The 17,964-nt window shown below is 41.2% G+C and carries 15 protein-coding genes and 1 pseudogene; 6 read left to right on the forward strand and 10 right to left on the reverse strand.

The window, feature by feature from the left end; translation table 11 throughout:
- Window positions 1-133: 133 nt before the first annotated feature.
- Both RM347_RS22580 and RM347_RS22585 read left to right on the forward strand, forming a co-directional pair.
- Window positions 134-466 carry a hypothetical protein gene (locus RM347_RS22580; RefSeq protein WP_428850599.1) on the forward strand — a complete coding sequence of 111 codons (333 nt, stop codon included), beginning with the start codon at window positions 134-136 and terminating at the stop codon, window positions 464-466.
- 74 nt (window positions 467-540) lie between these two features.
- Complete coding sequence (locus RM347_RS22585; RefSeq protein ID WP_322720068.1) at window positions 541-765, forward strand: SDR family oxidoreductase; 225 nt, start codon at window positions 541-543, stop codon at window positions 763-765.
- 116 nt (window positions 766-881) lie between these two features.
- On the opposite strand, the gene psaB is transcribed toward RM347_RS22585, so the two are convergent.
- Together psaB and RM347_RS22595 are read right to left on the reverse strand one after the other, a co-directional pair.
- The gene (psaB, locus tag RM347_RS22590; protein ID WP_322720069.1) at window positions 882-3,110 is read right to left on the reverse strand and encodes a photosystem I core protein PsaB; all 2,229 of its coding nucleotides are present in this window, start codon (window positions 3,108-3,110) and stop codon (window positions 882-884) included.
- Between the two features lie 471 nt (window positions 3,111-3,581).
- Window positions 3,582-3,824, reverse strand: a complete 243-nt coding sequence (locus RM347_RS22595) for a hypothetical protein (RefSeq protein ID WP_322720070.1) — start codon at window positions 3,822-3,824, stop codon at window positions 3,582-3,584.
- Between the two features lie 404 nt (window positions 3,825-4,228).
- On the opposite strand from RM347_RS22595, the gene RM347_RS22600 reads away from it, so the two are divergent.
- The 4 genes from RM347_RS22600 to RM347_RS22615 all read left to right on the forward strand — a co-directional run bounded on the left by RM347_RS22600 (window position 4,229) and on the right by RM347_RS22615 (window position 7,018).
- Window positions 4,229-5,341: a M24 family metallopeptidase gene (locus RM347_RS22600; RefSeq protein ID WP_322720071.1), complete on the forward strand. Its 1,113-nt coding sequence runs from the start codon at window positions 4,229-4,231 to the stop codon at window positions 5,339-5,341.
- Between the two features lie 5 nt (window positions 5,342-5,346).
- Window positions 5,347-6,429 carry a galactokinase gene (galK, locus tag RM347_RS22605; RefSeq protein WP_322720072.1) on the forward strand — a complete coding sequence of 361 codons (1,083 nt, stop codon included), beginning with the start codon at window positions 5,347-5,349 and terminating at the stop codon, window positions 6,427-6,429.
- Window positions 6,419-6,556, forward strand: a complete 138-nt coding sequence (locus RM347_RS22610) for a hypothetical protein (RefSeq protein WP_322720073.1) — start codon at window positions 6,419-6,421, stop codon at window positions 6,554-6,556. Before galK ends, RM347_RS22610 begins: the two co-directional genes overlap by 11 nt.
- 330 nt (window positions 6,557-6,886) lie before the next feature.
- On the forward strand, window positions 6,887-7,018 hold the full coding sequence (locus tag RM347_RS22615; RefSeq protein ID WP_322720074.1) for a hypothetical protein: 132 nt from the start codon (window positions 6,887-6,889) through the stop codon (window positions 7,016-7,018).
- 155 nt (window positions 7,019-7,173) lie between these two features.
- Here the strand turns inward: RM347_RS22615 and RM347_RS22620 are convergent, their stop codons facing one another.
- The 8 genes and pseudogenes from RM347_RS22620 to RM347_RS22655 all read right to left on the reverse strand — a co-directional run bounded on the left by RM347_RS22620 (window position 7,174) and on the right by RM347_RS22655 (window position 17,362).
- The gene (locus RM347_RS22620; RefSeq protein ID WP_322720075.1) at window positions 7,174-10,875 is read right to left on the reverse strand and encodes a PAS domain S-box protein; all 3,702 of its coding nucleotides are present in this window, start codon (window positions 10,873-10,875) and stop codon (window positions 7,174-7,176) included.
- A 688-nt stretch (window positions 10,876-11,563) separates the two neighbouring features.
- Window positions 11,564-11,800 carry a hypothetical protein gene (locus RM347_RS22625; RefSeq protein ID WP_322720076.1) on the reverse strand — a complete coding sequence of 79 codons (237 nt, stop codon included), beginning with the start codon at window positions 11,798-11,800 and terminating at the stop codon, window positions 11,564-11,566.
- Window positions 11,801-12,554: 754 nt separating this feature from the next.
- The gene (locus RM347_RS22630; protein ID WP_322720077.1) at window positions 12,555-12,827 is read right to left on the reverse strand and encodes a hypothetical protein; all 273 of its coding nucleotides are present in this window, start codon (window positions 12,825-12,827) and stop codon (window positions 12,555-12,557) included.
- A 318-nt stretch (window positions 12,828-13,145) separates the two neighbouring features.
- On the reverse strand, window positions 13,146-13,337 hold the full coding sequence (locus RM347_RS22635) for a poly(R)-hydroxyalkanoic acid synthase subunit PhaE (protein WP_322720078.1): 192 nt from the start codon (window positions 13,335-13,337) through the stop codon (window positions 13,146-13,148).
- 128 nt (window positions 13,338-13,465) lie between these two features.
- Window positions 13,466-14,035, reverse strand: a complete 570-nt coding sequence (locus RM347_RS22640; RefSeq protein ID WP_322720079.1) for a general stress protein — start codon at window positions 14,033-14,035, stop codon at window positions 13,466-13,468.
- A 144-nt stretch (window positions 14,036-14,179) separates the two neighbouring features.
- The gene (locus tag RM347_RS22645) at window positions 14,180-14,386 is read right to left on the reverse strand and encodes a high light inducible protein (RefSeq protein ID WP_322720080.1); all 207 of its coding nucleotides are present in this window, start codon (window positions 14,384-14,386) and stop codon (window positions 14,180-14,182) included.
- Window positions 14,387-14,640: 254 nt separating this feature from the next.
- Entirely contained in the window at window positions 14,641-16,341 is a 1,701-nt protein-coding gene (crtO, locus tag RM347_RS22650) for a beta-carotene ketolase CrtO (protein WP_322720081.1), read from the reverse strand.
- Window positions 16,342-16,594: 253 nt separating this feature from the next.
- Window positions 16,595-17,362 (reverse strand): annotated as a pseudogene (locus tag RM347_RS22655) (KAP family P-loop NTPase fold protein).
- Between the last annotated feature and the right edge of the window lie 602 nt (window positions 17,363-17,964).

Genomic DNA, 17,964 nt, shown 5'->3' on the forward strand with positions numbered 1-17,964 from the left:
CAAGCACGCTCTAGATTACCAGAAAAATTATTAGAAAAGCTTTTTAAAAAAGCGGCAGATAATTTTTCCTGGTTTTCGCACTCAACGAGTTAGCTTAATTACTACTCTTTTAGATACAAAAACTTATTCTACTCTGGAAATTGTTGGGCTTTACGGTCAACTTTGGGATGTTGAACTAGATTTAAGACATCTAAAAACTACCTTGGGTATGGATATTCTACGATGTAAAACACCCTCAATGGTACGCAAAGAAATTTACGTTTTTTTGCTGGCTTATAATTTACTTCGGAGTTTGATGTGGGATGCCGGAACTACTTACACCACTCCTCCATTACGCCTATCGTTGCAAGGTACTCGCCACCATTTAATTAATTTTATTCCTAAATTATTAGCAGCAACTTCAACAAAACGTCTCCGAATTTATCGCAATGAAGCTAAAAGTTATTGCTCACAAGGCTGTTCCTGACCGCCCTGTTAGAAATGAACCACGAGTTCGTAAACGTCGCCCAAAAATTTACCCCTTGATGACGAAACCCCGGCATGAATTACGCAAGCAATTGCAAACTGCTTAAACCGCAAGGGTTCCGGCTTTTCTTAGTGCCATTCAATCTAGACTATAAAGATGCTTCGGCTCAAATGGTACCATTAAAGCGAAATGGGCTGCCAGAGGATGTTGCCGGAGCTATTCTGCTGCTCGCATCCGACGAAGCAAAATTTATTACCGGGGCATATTTACCCGTGAGTAGCGGTATACAAATGCTTTGATTGGTGTCAGGAAGCAATGATGAGATGACGTAGATAGCAAGCATACAAAAATCCCCCTCTATACCGTTAGGTGAGAGGGGGAGATAGCTAAGGTCAGAGGATATCTATCAAAAACTTCAACCGAATTTCCCGGCGGTTGAGGCTATGAGGAATGCTGCATAGGTAAGGATGTAGCCAACTGTGAAGTGAGCTAGACCTACTAACCAACCTTGGACAATAGACAGAGCAACGGGCTTATCTTTCCAGTAAACTAAGTTAGCCAGTGGAGTGCATTCATGTGCCCAGACTAGAGTTTCAATTAACTCTTGCCAGTACCCACGCCAGCTAATGAGGAACATGAAACCGGTTGCCCAAACCAGGTGTCCAAAGAGGAACATCCAAGCCCAGACAGATAAATTACTTGTGCCGTAGGGATTGTAACCGTTAATTAACTGAGCGGAGTTAGCCCAGAGATAATCACGGAACCAACCCATGAGATATGTAGAGTTCTCATTGAATTGAGCGACGTTACCTTGCCAAACACCGAGATGCTTCCAGTGCCAATAGAAAGTTACCCAACCAAGGAGATTCAGCATCCAGAACATAGCGAGATAGAAAGACTGTTCCCAAGAGGAAGTTTGGCAAGTACCACCCCGACCAGGCCCATCGCAGGGGAAGGTGAAGCCGAAGTCCTTTTTATCAGGCATCAATTTGGTACCACGAGCATCCAAGGCACCCTTGACACAAATCAAGGTAGTGGTGTGCAGACCTAAAGCGATCGCATGGTGAACCAGGAAATCACCAGGGCCAATGGTCAAGAACAGGGAGTTAGTACCGGAATTAATCGCATCTACCCAATTTGGCAACCAGACGTTACCGTAGTTGGGCCAAGCTGTGTAGGCAATGCTATCTGGATTAGATAGTAAAGCATCCATGCCATACAGCAGTTTCCCGTGAGCAGATTGGATGAATTGAGCAAACACCGGCTCAATCAAAATTTGCTTTTCAGGAGTGCCAAAGGCAACCACAACATCATTGTGGACGTATAACCCCAGAGTGTGGAAGCCCAAGAATAGCGACACCCAACTCAGGTGAGAGATAATCGCTTCTTTGTGCTTGAGGACGCGCTCAAGGACGTTGTTTTTGTTTTGCTCTGGATCGTAGTCTCGTATCCAGAAAATACCAGCATGGGCGAATGCACCAATCATCAAGAACCCAGCGATGTACTGGTGATGAGTGTACAGTGCTGCCTGTGTTGTGTAGTCCTTACCGATGAAGGCGTAAGGAGGCATTGAGTACATGTGCTGTGCAACTAACGATGCAGCAGTTCCCAATGCTGCCAAGTGTATAGATAACTGGAAGTGCAACGAGTTGTTATAGGTGTCGTATAGCCCTTGGTGCGGTAAGTTGAACTGACCTTCAGTTTGGATGCCAAAGAATTTTTTGGAGTTGAGCATCTCTTTGATGCTGTGACCAATCCCGAAGTTAGTCCGGTACATGTGACCGGCGACGATAAAGATGACTGCGATCGCTAAATGGTGATGAGCCATATCGGTCAGCCATAGCGATTCAGTCTGGGGATGAAAACCACCCAAAAAAGTCAGAATTGCCGTCCCTGCGCCTTGAGATGTGCCAAACAAATGCCCTGGTGTATCAGGATTCTGGGCATATACACCCCAGTCACCCCTCCAGAAAGGTGCTAAACCTGCTGGGTGCGGCAAAACTGTAAGAAAATTATTCCAACCAACATGAACACCGCGAGATTCGGGAATGGCAACGTGAATAAGATGCCCAGCCCAAGCCAGAGAGCTAACACCAAACAAACCTGCCAAGTGGTGATTCAGACGAGGTTCAGCACTCTTGAACCAAGCCAAGCTGGGACGATATTTAGGTTGCAAGTGGAGCCAACCAGCAAACAAGAACAACGCTGCTAACAGCAACAAGAACACTGAACCTTGGTAGAGGTCATTATTCGTCCGCATCCCAATGGTGTACCACCAGTGGTAGACACCAGAGTAAGCAATGTTAACAGGAAAGGGAGCGCCCCCTTGGGTAAAAGCTTCTACTGCTGGTTTGCCAAAGTGAGGATCCCAAATTGCGTGGGCGATTGGGCGAATATGCAGAGGATCTTTAATCCACTGTTCAAAATTACCTTGCCAAGCTACGTGGAACAATAGACTAGATGCCCACAGAAATATGATTGCCACGTGACCGAAGTGAGTAGCGAAAATCTTTTGGTAAAGATTTTCCTCGGTCATACCATCATGGCTTTCAAAATCATTTCCCGTAGCGATCGCATACCAGATCCGACGTGTAGTCGGGTCTTGTGCGAGATCCTGGTTAAATTTAGGATATTTTGTGGCCATGCAATTTAATTACATCTCCTTAAACGCTAATCCAAGTTGCTAGTTCTAACGAGTCAGCAACTTTTTACAATTGAATCAGCACCCTTTCAGCCTTGGATTGGAGGTCAATCTAAATAGCAAAAGCTGATGAGTATTGAGGATAAAACAGACTTAATTCTTAGACTTACATCATTAGGCAGTATGATGCAATTCATTTCCATAGAAGTAATAAAATAATTAATGACTACCATTTCCATCTAACTATCGGACGATATTTGTATTAAATTAACTTGTAGTCTTAAATACAGCCTCAAAGCTACAAATTTTAGTAATTTTTTTATTAAAATGAGCTTAGAACTTTGTAAATACGTGACATGATGAGAATTTTTTTAGCAAAATAAAACAAAAAATTAAGCTCAAGTTTATGTACGTATTAATAAGCTCTGATACCAATAATTTGTACTTTTTGTGGGACTAAATTAGGTGAATTAGTCAGGGGTTAATAATTCCGTAGTAAAGAGCAACAACAAATAAGAAAGTAGCCAATATAACCACGGTAAACCCATAGCGAGCTAGTAGATTGGGTAAGTCCTGATTGGTGATTACATTATCCCTTTGTACCTGAGTCATAGGCTCAGATTTATCAGGTTCTTGAGCATTCATGTCGTTAGGTGGGTTCTCTGGCAGAGAAACATTATTCTCTGTTATTTTGTTTTGAGTCTCTTGGGATTTCATGGGCTTTTTTTCGTGTCTTTCTAGCTCCGATGCTTTCATAGTTTAAAATATTGGCTAACGATTACATCGTTCTTGAGAACTACCTTGGCTTGATGTGCGATTCGCCTAGAGGTGTTAGTCGATGTGAAGTTAATCTGTAATTACAAATACACTTTTCTAAACAACTGGATTAAATTTAAATTTTTGAGTTTTTAGAAAATTACCAATTGGGCGAAGTGGGTATATTTGCTAATGATGCTTTACCAGAGAAGAAGGCGAAGGGATTATCAATAGTGGTTGTAAATATTGAAATGCCAAACTCGATATAATACCGTACTCACGTTTTTTTCAAACCACAGACATACGCATATAAACACAGATAAATCTCATAATTATCTGTATTCATCTGTGGTTACTAATTTTCTATGAACGAGGAAGTCTCCAAAAAGCTAGAGTTAATCAGGCAAACCTTGCATGAATCCGAAGTGCAAGGCGTGCGTTTGCGTGGTACAGACTGGTTTGCTTGGGCAACGGCTGGTGCTTCTAATACCGTGCTGCTGACTGCTGAAACTGGCGTAGCAGAAGTATTAGTAACTACTGACGAGGCTTGGGTATTGACGGATGAAATTGAAGCGCAGCGTCTTAAGGATGAAGAACTGCCTGCTAATTTTAAGGTGCATGTCAACCCTTGGGCTGATGGTGCTGCCCGTGAGTCTTTCGTTCGTGATGTAACTGGCGGCGGAAAAGTAGTTAGCGATGTCTCCGACAACGCGAAGCGCGAACGCCCCATCTCCAATTTAGAAAAACCGTTACCCCCATCTCTGCAATTTCATAAACGGGTAATGATGTCAAGTGAATTAGAGCGATATCGCCAAGTCGGGCAAAAAGCTAGTCAAGCAATGACAGAGGTACTCAAAGCTGCCAAGCCAACTTGGACAGAATATCAATTAGCGGGTGCGGGTGCAGAGGCATTATGGGCGAAAGGATTGCATCCGGCGCTGACACTAGTAGCAGGTGAAAGGCGTTTACCGCTATACCGTCATGCTACACCCACAGGAGAACAGATTGGACGGCAAGCAATGCTGGTGTTTTGCGCTAGAGGATACGGTTTGTATGCAAATCTGACTCGATTTGTTTGTTTTGGTGAGCTTTCAGGCGAACAGGCCGAATTGCATTCCCATGTGCGCGAAATAGAAGCAGTAGTTTTGAATTTGTGCCAACCCGGAACCACACTCGATGCAGTTTATCACGCCCTAGCTCAGGCTTATGAGCAGCATGGATTTCCCAATGCCATCCGCGAACATCACCAAGGAGGAACCACTGGATATTTAGCGCGAGAAATCGTAGCAAATCCAACTACTACTGATACTTTGGCAGAAGGTATTGCTGTCGCTTGGAATCCTAGTTTACCAGGGGCAAAGGTTGAAGATACTTTTGTGATTCTCAAGGATGGAAAGTTGGAAAATCTGACTTTTGATCCAAATTTTCCTAGTGTTGAGGTAGAAGGAAGGTTACGCCCTGTACCTTTGTACAATTAAAAATTATGGATTTTCAACAAGTATTCGGTAAACCACCTGAAACTCAAGCCAGTGCGCCAGGAAGAGTAAATTTACTCGGCGAACATACCGACTATAACGATGGCTTCGTTCTGCCAACTGCGATTCCTCAATCCACGACGGTACAGCTAGGTTTGAGTAGCGATGGCCATCATCACTTTTACTCGGAAAATCTCAACGAGCAAGTGAGCATTTTAGATATAAACCATTCCCCGTCTGGATTTGCCAGTTATATTTTTGGCTGTATTGAGATTTTACAAAAAGCAGGATACAAGATACCATCACTTTGTGTGTATGTTAAATCATCGGTTCCTATGGGTTCGGGTTTGTCTAGCAGCGCTGCTTTAGAAGTGGCAACGCTTCGGGCAGTACGCCAACTTTTGAACCTTGCCATTGATGATGTTGAAATCGCCCAATTCGCCCAGCAAGCAGAAATTCACTATGCTGGCGTGCAGTGCGGCATCATGGATCAGATGGCTTCTAGCTTGGCTGATACTGAACATATCTTATTTTTAGATACTCGGACTTTAGAACGCCGGGTGATGCCTTTGCCTGAGAAAGCCGAGATTTTGGTTATTGATAGCGGCGTACCCCGTACCCTTGCAAGTAGCGGTTATAACCAGCGTCGGGCTGAGTGTGAGGAGGCGGCGCGATCGCTAGGAGTTAAGGCACTGCGAGATATTACTGATGTTGAAGTAACAGAAAAACTACCCGAACCTCTACGCCGTCGCGCTCGTCATGTGATTACAGAAAATAACCGCGTCTTAGAAGTATTGCAGGGAGTAACATCTGAGCGCTTTGGCGAATTGATGAACGCATCCCACGCCAGTTTGCGAGATGATTATGAAGTCTCCGTACCTGCGCTGGATACTCTAGTAGAACTGTTGCAAAAAACTCCGGGAGTATATGGTGCAAGACTCACAGGTGCTGGTTTTGGCGGGGCAAGTGTCGCTTTGGTTGCGGTTGGTGAAGCTAGAAGTATTACAACCCATATCCTTGAACAATACAAGCAAGCAGGTTACACCGGACAAATTTTAGTTCCTTCTTTGGAGTTAAGTAATGCAGCCTAAAGTTGTTTATGGAAATACAGCCGTTGAAGGTGTAAATCGTTGGGGATGGTTCATGGGTCACTTTATCACCCCTGAAGACGATCCGCGTTCCACGGAAATGCTAGAAGTAAAATGGGCTGTTCACTAAGCAGGTGACAGTAGAACTGAATGGGCAGTAAATAACCAAGCTGCTACGCTTTCAATTCTCACAGGACTTACGCAACTGTCAATTAAAGTTTCATAATCTTACTTCGATTGTTGTTTTCCAGGAGTGACAAAATAGGGTTAAAAAGCTGCTCCTTAAATTTTCAAAGTGGGGTATCGCTTGCGTAATATCATGTCCAGTTGAACGCTTGTCGTTGCGAACGGAGTGAAGCAATCGCAGAGACCTTGTGATTGCTTCGTTCCACTACGTTGCACTCGCAATGACATATCACAAGTAATTTACCGGACATGATATAAATGGAGAGTTGGTTGAGTGGAACGAGTAGCGATTACCTATTTATGTAGTGGTTTAATGCGATCGCATTTCAACTGCTGGCAAATTGTAGCACTCGTTCCCATTCCCAACGCCACACCGTCTCTACCAGTATTTGTTTGCCGTTGGTGAATTTGATGAATTCTTGTCCAAAGGCAATAAAAGACAGTGGATAGGGGCTAGTTGATTGGGAGGGGTAGCAATTACAGCACTTTCATCCAGTTTGAGCGCTAATCGGGCAATGACGCTGTATCGAAATTCATTGGTCAGAATTGAGTGTAATTTCCTTATGACTGAAGCTCCCCAGGATGACCGATTACAGCAGATAAAGTAGTCAATAAATCTGTCACAGTGTAAGGCTTAGACAGAAACTTCTCAGCACCAACAGCAATAGCCTTTTGCTCGTTAGCGGGTAAACCACTGGTGGCAATAATCTTAATATTGGGGTTGAACGTTCGCAGGATGGAGATAGTTGTTAATCCGTCCATGTTGGGCATGGACATATCTAGCAAAACTGCACTAATTCGTTCCTTATACTGGGCATACAAAGCGATCGCCTCAATGCCATCGTTAGCAACAAGGGTTTTGTAGTTATAATCTTCTAAAGTTTCCTGATTGGTTTGTTTTACTAAGTCTTCATCATCAACAACTAAAATCAATTCGCCATTACCTAAAGGTAATTCTGCCTTTATTATTGTCTCGGTTGCTGTGCCTTCTCCTCTGGGTAAAAACACTTGAAATTGTGTCCCTTTACCTACTTGAGTTGATACTTTCACAAAACCACCGTGGTTTTTGATGATACCTAAAACTGTTGACAGTCCTAGCCCTGTACCTTTACCAACTTCTTTAGTTGTAAAAAAGGGATCAAATATGCGCTCTAAGAATTCTGGAGGGATTCCCGTCCCTGTATCTGATACGGTAACAACGATGTAGCCTCCTGCTTTTGCGTCCAGGTGCATTCGGGCGTTTGTTTCGTCAATCATCCGGTTTTCGGCATTAATTGTGAGCATACCATCATTGGGCATAGCGTCACGGGCATTGACTGCCAAGTTCATAAATACCTGTTCTAGTTGGGTGGGATCGGCTTGCACCATCCATAATGTGTTTATGGGAATGTCATTAACAATTTCGATGGATTTAGGAAATGTCTGTTTGATGACTTTGACCAATTCTTGGAGCAAATGCCCAGGTTGCAACAAGATGCGCTTCCCTTCTGTACCACGGGTAAAGGCGAGAATTTGTTTAACTAAGTTCGCTCCACGCTGCGAGCTGTTTTCTAGTGTTTTAAACAGTTCTTGAGTCTGCAAATCCACATTTTTGTATCTCAAAGGCAGCAATTCGGCAATCATGATTATGGGAGCAAAGACGTTGTTGAGGTCGTGAGCAATGCCACTGGCTAGAGTTCCTACACTCTCCAAGCGTTGAGCGCGGTAAAATTGTTGCTCTAGTTGTTTTTTCTCGGTGATGTCGGTGTTGACTGATAAGATAGATTGGCTTTGTCCGAATTGATTGTGTACCAGTGTCCACCGACTAGCAACGATAATTTTTCTCCCAGTTTTGGTGGTTTTTTCTAACTCCCCTTGCCAATAACCTTGTTCGAGAGTGGTTTTGAAACCTGCTGCTAGTTGAGACAAGGATTCTACGTTGAAAAGTTCATGGACTAATTTCCCCATGCTTTCCTGTGCTGTCCAACCGTATAACTTTTCAGCACCTGGACTCCAGAACAGAATGCGGTTTTCTAAATCGCGGACAAAAATGGCATCGGTAGCAATATCAATTAAAGCTGCTTGTTCGGCAATTTTCTGTTCGGCCAGCTTGCGATCGCTAATATTGCGGCTGACGGCTGCCAGACCAATTAGCCGGTCGTTGGTGTCTTTGACGCAAGAAACGCTGTAAACCATCCATAATGCTTCTCCCGTCTGGAAATGACGGAAACGAATTTCTACTTCCGCCCGTCCCTCACGCAAAACACGCGGGAAAAATTCATTGATGATAAAGTCCTGATCTTCAGGAAAGAAAAATTCCCTGACTGGCGTTTCGCTATATTGCTGAGTGTCATTTAGCCCGACTAGTTGCATACCCGCCGGGTTCAAATAGAATGGCACAAAATTCATATCACACATACCGATAAATTCTGTGCTGTTATCGGCCAGAGAAACAAATTTACGGATTTCAAGTTCCGATTGTTTGCGTTCGGTGATATCTATATTCACCCCAATCATCTGGAGTGGCTTATTAGTAGTGTCATCATACAATACTTGACCCTTGCATACTGACCAACCAACTGTACCATCTGAGTAAATAAACCGGAATTCGAGATTATGGGGTACTTGCTGGTCAATTGCTCGCAAAACTGATTGATGCAGCAATTCGCGGTCTTCAGGGTGGACAATGAGATTTAAAAAATTTTCATAGCTGACATCAAAGGTATCAGGAGTTAGACCAAATAAAGTAAACAAACTCTCAGACCAGATAACCTGATTGGTTTTCAGATTCCATTCCCAAGTGCCAATTTTACCAACACTAAGTGCCAGTTGTAACCGCCGCTCACTTTCTCTGAGAGTTTCCTCAGTCTGTTTACGATCGCGCAACATGGCTTGGCGATCGCTCACATCCCGCATTATTGAAAGATGACGATGTGGTATAAAATTGGCAACCGCCGCAAATTCAGTTTCTCGCACTGTGCCATCAGGACAATATAAGTTAAACTTACCCAACATTTGTCCTTGTTCGTAGAACTGTTGCCAAGCTTGGGTAAAATCAAATTCGGGTGCTGCAAAATCCGCGATTGTGGAACCTAACAGTTCTTCCTTCGATACACCAAACAGCTTACAGGCTGCTGGATTTCCCTCTATATAGCGCCCCTCGTCATCTGCAATAGCGATCGCATCAAGAGCATGATCGAAAAGAGCTTTCCACTGATGTTCACGCTGCTGGAGTACTATTTCAGTTTGTTTGCGCTCCTCAATTTCCCGTTTCAAACGTACATTTGCTTGCAGTAGTTCAGCTGTACGCTCCGCCACCCGTAACTCTAATTCTTGTTGAGCTTGGCGGCGTTGTTTAACTTCCTGTTCTAACTGCTGGTTGCATTGCCTAAGTTTAACCGTTTGTTCCTCAACTTTTGCTTGCAAAACTTGAATTACCCTGACTATTTCTAGGGGATCAAGCACTTGCAGGAGATTAGTTTGTGTCACCAGTCCTTGCAGTTCGCTTTGTTCTCCAACTACGGTTAATCGCCGCACCTTTCGCTCTTGCATCAGCTGGTGAACAGTCCATAAAGATTCTGTGGGACTGATGCTTAATACAGGCGTACTCATCACATCTTGCGCCTGGGTTTGGGCTATATCTAGTCCCTGTAACTGGAATTTAATAATATCTTTTTCAGTGATCATTCCTACTGGGATCAATTTCGCCTTCTGTTGTGCGACAATCACAACACAACTGATCTGGCGATCGCTCATCATTTGAGACAATTTCAGCACAGATGTAGTCGAGGGAGCATGAATAACTTCTGTTACCATCACTTCCGTCACACATTGTAGCTTCAGCAGATGAATTGGTTGGATAACCTGACGAATTCTGTCTTGGGTAATTAAGCCTACCAATTGTCCAAGATCATCTACTACAGGTAGATGACGAATACAATGCTGGTGCATAAAAGATAAAGCTGTTATGGCGTTTTTAGCCTGAGCCAACCTCAGGCTAATGACTGGTTGTGTCATCACCTCTGAAATTTTGACACTGGATAAAATTTTTCCTATCCCAGTCAGCCTTACTATATCCCGAAGAGTTAATATACCTATTAAGCTTGTTTCCTCAACTACTAAAACACAACTACTAAAATCAAAGGTAGATTCTACTATACTGCTGCTTACCCGATTCATTAGAGCAATAACATCAATAAGTGGGGTATCAGGTAATACAGTTAAAGGAGAATATTCAACTATCTGCTCTAGAGTTGGTAAATCCACAGGATAAAGTGCTCGCATTAGTTCAACCTGTTAGTTCAAGCAATTAAAAAATTGATTTCAAAAATCAGACGATGACAAAATCAGCTGAAAAATTATCAATCTTAAATCCAGATGGCAAAATTTAGCTTTCTGCTTTAATCAAAGTTCTGTTTTTAAATTTTTGCTCAGGAAGCTCACACAAATAATTTACCTTTTTAATCGCTGATACTCCTAGTCATCAATGTTAATTTTTTCAAAATGGAAGTTATTTTTGTGCGACTCCTAATGTACTTAAATAGTTTTTTGTAATGTTGATAACTTTCTTATGAAAATGTATTAGCTTAATTATATAACCTAACTTGTTAATTACAAAAGTGCTTATATAAGGTAAAGACATAGATAAAAAATTTGAGGTTAAGCATAAAACCTTTGCTCGTGACTAGATGAATTTATTTGAGTAATTTTTGAGTAATGAGATCAAAAACTGTCTCAATATCAATACTTTATTCCCCAATACAAATCCTTACAACATTATCAATGCTTTCATAGTTGAAGATACCATATAGAGTAGCCTTGGAAACGAATTGATTACAAGTGCCCTCTTCTCCCTCATCAAGAGGCGATTGCATTACTAAACTTATCCACACTTTAAAAAGATAGTTGGTATCTTTCGCCAGCAAGAACTGCCCTATTCAAGAACTGCGTCTTCATTGAGATGATTTTTCAACTAAATTTTCTTTACAATAGCTTTCAAACGCTTAAACCGCTGATTCTGTTCTGACCACTTTTTGCAAGCATCTTTAACAATTGTTATCTCTGAGGCCGATAAAAACTCATCCCCTTGCCCAGACGCTATAATTTTAGCTGCTATAACCGCCTCTTCATACTCCACACAGTACTTAACCAGTTCTGTGCAAAATATCTTTTCTCTTTCTTCTATTGATGTAAAGTAATTACTTGGCATTATTCAACAGATAATATAAGTCTTATTTTGAAACTACATCAACTAAAATAAGTTTCCGTTTCAAATCCTACGAATTGTATAAATTTATAAGTTCTACCTAGAGATACTTGAGAAAATGTAGTTAATTTATATCTAGAATAGTAAGAGGCTGTGAGGGTTTGAGAGCATCACCTGATGAAAATATTAAAAAATAATTAAAGATTTTTTCCAAGTAAGAGAAAAGTAAACATGCTCCCTCTTGAGCATAGCAATCGGTTATAAAGCTGTACGTCTGCACAACTTGGCTGCGATCGCAGCCTCATTCCAAGAAAATAATCTTGTAGTCAATTGCGCTCTTCCATCACTCTCATGAGAGTGATGGAAGAGCGTTAATTTGACGACAGCCCGAATGCTTTTAAAAGCAGACTAAGGTATAGCGTTTCCTAATCATAGAAGGTATATCATATTCCCCTCATCGCTTGTGGGGAGGGGGTTGGGGGTGGGGTTCTTGTATCTCACTCAAGCGAGAACCGCTATATCTATGCCATTAACTAGCTTTTCGATTAGTTCGATAGACTCGTGCATCGTTTTTTGATAACATTTTGGATGAGAAAAATGAAAGTTCAAGCCTTAGAAAAATATGGCAGTGCTTTTACCCAAACAAGGGTTTTTGAAAAGCTAAAAGCACTACCATACATGTTGCTGAGGATCATGTTATATCTGAAATTTTTCAATGTCATCAAAAAACAAAAATGTCCTGTTTCAATAAATAGGATTAGAACCGAATAAGCCCGTAATAAGCACTTGCAGCAGCTAAAAGAATTGTTAATACTCTCAAAGTTGTGCTTATACCAAATCTATGTGAACCTGCATAGAATAATTCCCTTGCAAGGCATGGAATTTCAAGTGTTTTATTCTGTGCATCTTCATAGAGAATTGGTATTAGTAGAAATTGTATAGAGGTGTTTCTATTAAGAGCTTCTTTAGTTTCACCCTCAAGTGTCATCCGTTCGGTATTGTTAGAATTTGTTACGTTGTCACTTTTCATGGTTATTATCCTGTTTGATTATTTATTACAATTTCGCCTTTAGTCCCAAAAATTACATCTAGCTTTAGGATTAGCAAAAAAGCTAGAAATAATCAAATGTAATTAAACGTTCCGGGAGCATCCACCTGATTACAAATCGGCAGATTAAGCTTCTTGCTAACTCCTTCTAGCAGCTGTTGTTGTTCAAGCCAATAGCTCATGCCTACCTTCAAGAATTTCCCTTGAATTGCCTGGGCATCATCTGAACGGAATTTCTATGCAAATTATCGGTCAAATATAAAATTCTCGGTCAAATATATTACTCCAGACTTCCAAAAACTATCGCCAATCCTCAATTGTTTCACCCTTGGCTTCGTAAGAGGCTAACTCCCGCGTCAGTTCCGAAAATGCCTTGATCCAAATATCTGTCAGCACTAACTGATAGTCAAAGCTAGCTTGGGATAGCTGGATTAAAGCATCAAAAGTTTTCAACAGTTGGTTAATTTCACAGGTTTGCTGCTGTGTGCCCATTAGGTTTACTCCGTTATTTTTCCTAAGATAATCCGCACAATAACCCCTATAAGAATTCGTTAAAAATTCTGGATTCAATGCACAGATATAGCAACACCTGTGAAAAACCTTTTTGTTTTAACAAAACACTAATGCACTCCACCGTTTTGAGTCTGCGTGGAATCGTACACGCCCCAATATTCAATACCGCGATCGCGTAATATCGGCTCGACGCGATGAATTTCTTCTTCTGAGCCTTCTAGGATGAGCAAATAATAACTCTGCTGGAGGCGATCGCTATAAACTCTGGCTCTGTCTTCGGGTATGCCTAAATCACCTAGTGCCTTTAACAAATTTTGATTTGCTGCGGCTCCCACAGCAACACCTGCCACGCTACTAACCAATGCTACACCTACGGAACCTGCTGCGAGTACGGCTCCTAAACCGGGAAGTGCCAAACTACTCAAACCAAGTAACGCGCTACCCCAAGTAGTCGCTGTCAGCGTGTCTCCTACCGCTCCGGTTGTATTGACATCTTGATTACCAATGCGATCGCTTACTTGGGTTTCGCCTAAGTTTTCGCCTTGCTCTACATCTTTAGCAATGACAGAAACTTTCTCCATAGGAAAGTTTGCAGTTTTTAATTCATTAATTGCCTGCTCTATCTGTTGAGAATTAGCAAATACTCCTAATGCACGTATAGTGTCTTTAGTTATCATATTTACCTCTTTCACAATTGTATTAGTGCGTCCATCTATAACCCCAATATTTCGCCTCACTTGAGGAGTAGAGTAAGTATTAAAACGCTACTAAGTTGTTTATTAAATTTATTTCCCCAAGGGGGGATAAATATAAGTGAAGATTTAGCGAACCAAGTGGAGTACGTCACGTACTAAACTATAGCCAGCCAAATCCCAAAGTAGGTAAGAAACAAAGCCAATCATCGCTAAACGACCATTCCACAGTTCTTGTTGGGGATTCCACCCAAGAATCCAAGCATTGCGATCGACAGCGTTATAGGCTTTAGCTTCAGTAGATAATTCAACCACTTTGTTAGTTTCAGTTACCATTGCAAATATTCCTTAATAACTCTACTACACCCACATCTTAGTTACTATTACGGTTGTAGTTCTCTGTCTATTGGGGAATCTAAAAGTGTCACAGGAAGTATCTGTAAGCATTATCTAGATTTTTGATAGTTTAGACTAAAAAGCATCAGGAGCTTACCCCAAAAAGCTCAGAGAAATATCATCTGTAGCCTTCAGACTAAACTTTTAAATGAACCAATCTCCTAATGCTATTTACTTTTTTTACAAACAGCCTCTTAGTCTGATTCACTCCTCAAGACAGATGTAAAAGCAGATTTAATTGAACCTCCTGCTTCCTTGATTTTCTGGGCGATAGGTTGCTCATTATGTAAAAACACACGCGCACAGTTACGTCCCGGCAAACCGGAAATTGAACCACCCGGATGAGTTCCAGCACCAGTAAGATACAAGTTATCAATTGGTGTTTTGTAGTTAGCTAATTCCGGCAACGGACGGAAGCAAAGCATCTGTTCTAAAGTCATATCGATGTGGTAATAATTACCTTTGTAAGTCCCTAACCGTTCTCCCAACTCAGCCGGACTTTCGACATGACGGGCGATGATTGAATGTTGCAGATTGGGCGAATACTGCGCCAGTTTATTAATCACCTTATCTGCAACTTTGTTTTTCAGTTCATCCGTCCAACCCGTACCCTTTAAACCTGTACCCTCTGAACCAGCAATTTGATAAGGGGCAAAAAACTCTATCCATAATGTGTGCTTGCCTTCCGGTGCCATTGATGGGTCGAGTCCGGTAGGCATCACCACATACATTGATGGGTCTTCATCAGGAATTTTGCCCAGAGTAATCAGACTATGGGCTTGTTCCACATGATTGACGGAATCAGCAATCAGAATAGAACCCATCAGATAGTTATCTTGGTGATTGTGGTGGACAAAGCGCAAGGGTTCAGATAAAGCACAATCGATTTTGAGGATGGTTTCATTGTTGTTGACGATGCGGCGATCTAACCTTTCGCGCAAGTTGCAATCGCTATTATCAACATCGCTACTATCCATTAATTGCAGGAATAAGCGCTTGGCATCAATACTTGAAATTACACCTTTGTTGGCACGATATTCTTTACCACCAGCAACTTGCACACCAACAGCTTTACCATCATCTACCAATACTTTTTCTACCTTTTGGTCGGTGAGGATCGTACCACCTTCAGCTTTTACCATCTTCACCAAAGCTTCCACAAGTCCGCCACTACCGCCACGTGGCCTTGCCATACCGGGATTATGACGCAACATCATCATCATAGCCCCAAAGGACATAGCTTTTTGCGAGGGAGGGGAACTCAGTTCTGCTGAAAGCCTAGCCAGAGGTGCTTTGAGAAACTCAGAATCGAAATACTCGTTAATATTATCTGTGGCACTGCTGAGTAGAGTACGAAGTAAATCAAGGGTTGTATTAGAGCCACCGAGAAGAGAAAATAAGTCTTGCAGACTATTGAGATTGTAATTACCAGCAATATCAACAATTGATTTGGGTGGTGCATTGAAGAAAGGAGCAATCCCTGTGATAAAGCGTTGCCAAAAGTCGGCATACTCAGCGTATTTTTCAGCATCGCGCTGACTGTAACGGGCAATTTCGGCACAAGTCTTTTCCACCGACTTATGGGCTAAGAAATACTTGCCATCTGGATGGGGGCAAAAGGCAACTGGATCGCAGCTAAGATATTCCAAGCCGTACTTATGTAGTTCCAATTCCTGGATGACTGGCCCTAAGAAAATAAACAGATGGTTAATCGCGCAAGGACTAAATTTAAAACCAGGTGCTTCATCAGGCATAAGTTCTTCAGTTGTAGAACCGCCACCAGGGAGCGATCGCCCTTCTAATAACAGGACGCTGTAACCAGCTTTCAGCAGGTAGCCAGCACAAACTAAGCCATTATGACCAGCGCCAATAATTACAACGTCATACGATTCCATGACTGCAATGGGGGGAGTAAAGTATATTCCCTGATATTAGGAAGTGCTGAAGATATCTAAATCTTTCGTGGGTTATAGAATATTTATATATCTAGTAGTAGTATTTTTATCGCCAAGAAGTAAATTTATTTTTAACCCATTTTTATTATTATTTTGTACCCAATCGATAAAGATTATAAATAAATCCATATTTTATATTATTTATAGTTCAATACAGTTCAGATAAGACCAAACCACTTGTAGAGACGGCGATTTATCGCTTCTCAAAACCCACTTGAATAATTTTTTCTAAGTATTCTTCTCCTGATATTTCTTTTGGATCTGCAATTGTTTTCATTACAACTTGTTTATCAAAGACCAGAAGATAGACAACATTAGTAAAATTCCGCATTGCTTTGAAAATACGAAATAACTGCTTGATATCTTCAGCAGGCAACCGATCAATATCGTCAATTATTACAACTATTCGCCGTTGCTGCTGTACTAACGTGTCTTCTACTTCTTCTTTTAATTGGGAAGCTTCCTTGTCCTTCTCGTCCAATAATGCTGCTAATGCCTTACCAGTTTGAGCATAAGGTAGAGGAATGTCTCAAATAATGGCGGCAAAATCAGCTAATCTGTCTTTCAAACCTTTTGGCACAGATGACTGTTGGCTTAAAACGTTTTGTAATTGCTCGAAAAAGCGTCTTGTGATATTTTGGTGTCCAGACAATAACCAGGGATTAAAAGGAACGATGATTGGTTGCTCATCGTCTGGCTTTTGCTGAAGATAGTGAACTACAAAGTTTAACAGTGTGGATTTGCCAGAGTTCCAAGAACCGTAAACTGCAATAACGAAACCTTCAGGAAAGGTCATTTTACAAATACTGTCTGCTAGATACTTGGCGAAGTTGGCATGTCCTAGCAAGTCTTTTTCAGGATCGACTAAGGAGCTATCTACCGATATATCGTTAATTTCTGTCTGTGCCATAAAAGAGTTTTTTACTGATGTTGCGATCGCCTCTATCGGGCCGTAGCCCATCGTGACACATTCAGTAGGATGAGCAATGATACCTTAGGATAGAAATTTTCAGTAAAATAATTTCCTCAAGACTTATGCAATTGGTTTTAGATTAGTTATTTGGCATCGCTGAAATTAGAAGGTTAAATAGACAAACAGCGTATATGGTAAATTTTATCTCTACATTATCTAAAAAGACTACTCAAATAATTGGAATTTAACCCCAATCATAACTATTGGTTAGATAAATGCAGCATTCTTTATATCTATATGTACTAGTGAAAGCTAAATTTTAATACTCCTATATAAAGGTATTAATTCTCAAGAATGATTTTGAAAAAATCCTATTATTTTATCTTCACCAAATATTAATTAACTGCTAAATTTATTACACTAAAGCTTCTAGCAAAATCTGTATTAACTTTAGGTCAAATAATTGACTTATGAGATGGAAGCCTAGCCACAGTTATATATTAGTTATTTCTGTTCAAGCAGTTTATAGTCAATACTTACTATGGACTAGTTCTTCAGGATAAGTAAGCAACTGCAATGCCTTAGTACTTATTGATTAAATTTTATATAAGTTTTCCTAATTGTGGCTAATAGTAGCTATAACAATTTAA

The organism is Nostoc sp. ChiQUE02 (genome assembly GCF_034531305.2).
Classification (GTDB): domain Bacteria; phylum Cyanobacteriota; class Cyanobacteriia; order Cyanobacteriales; family Nostocaceae; genus Nostoc.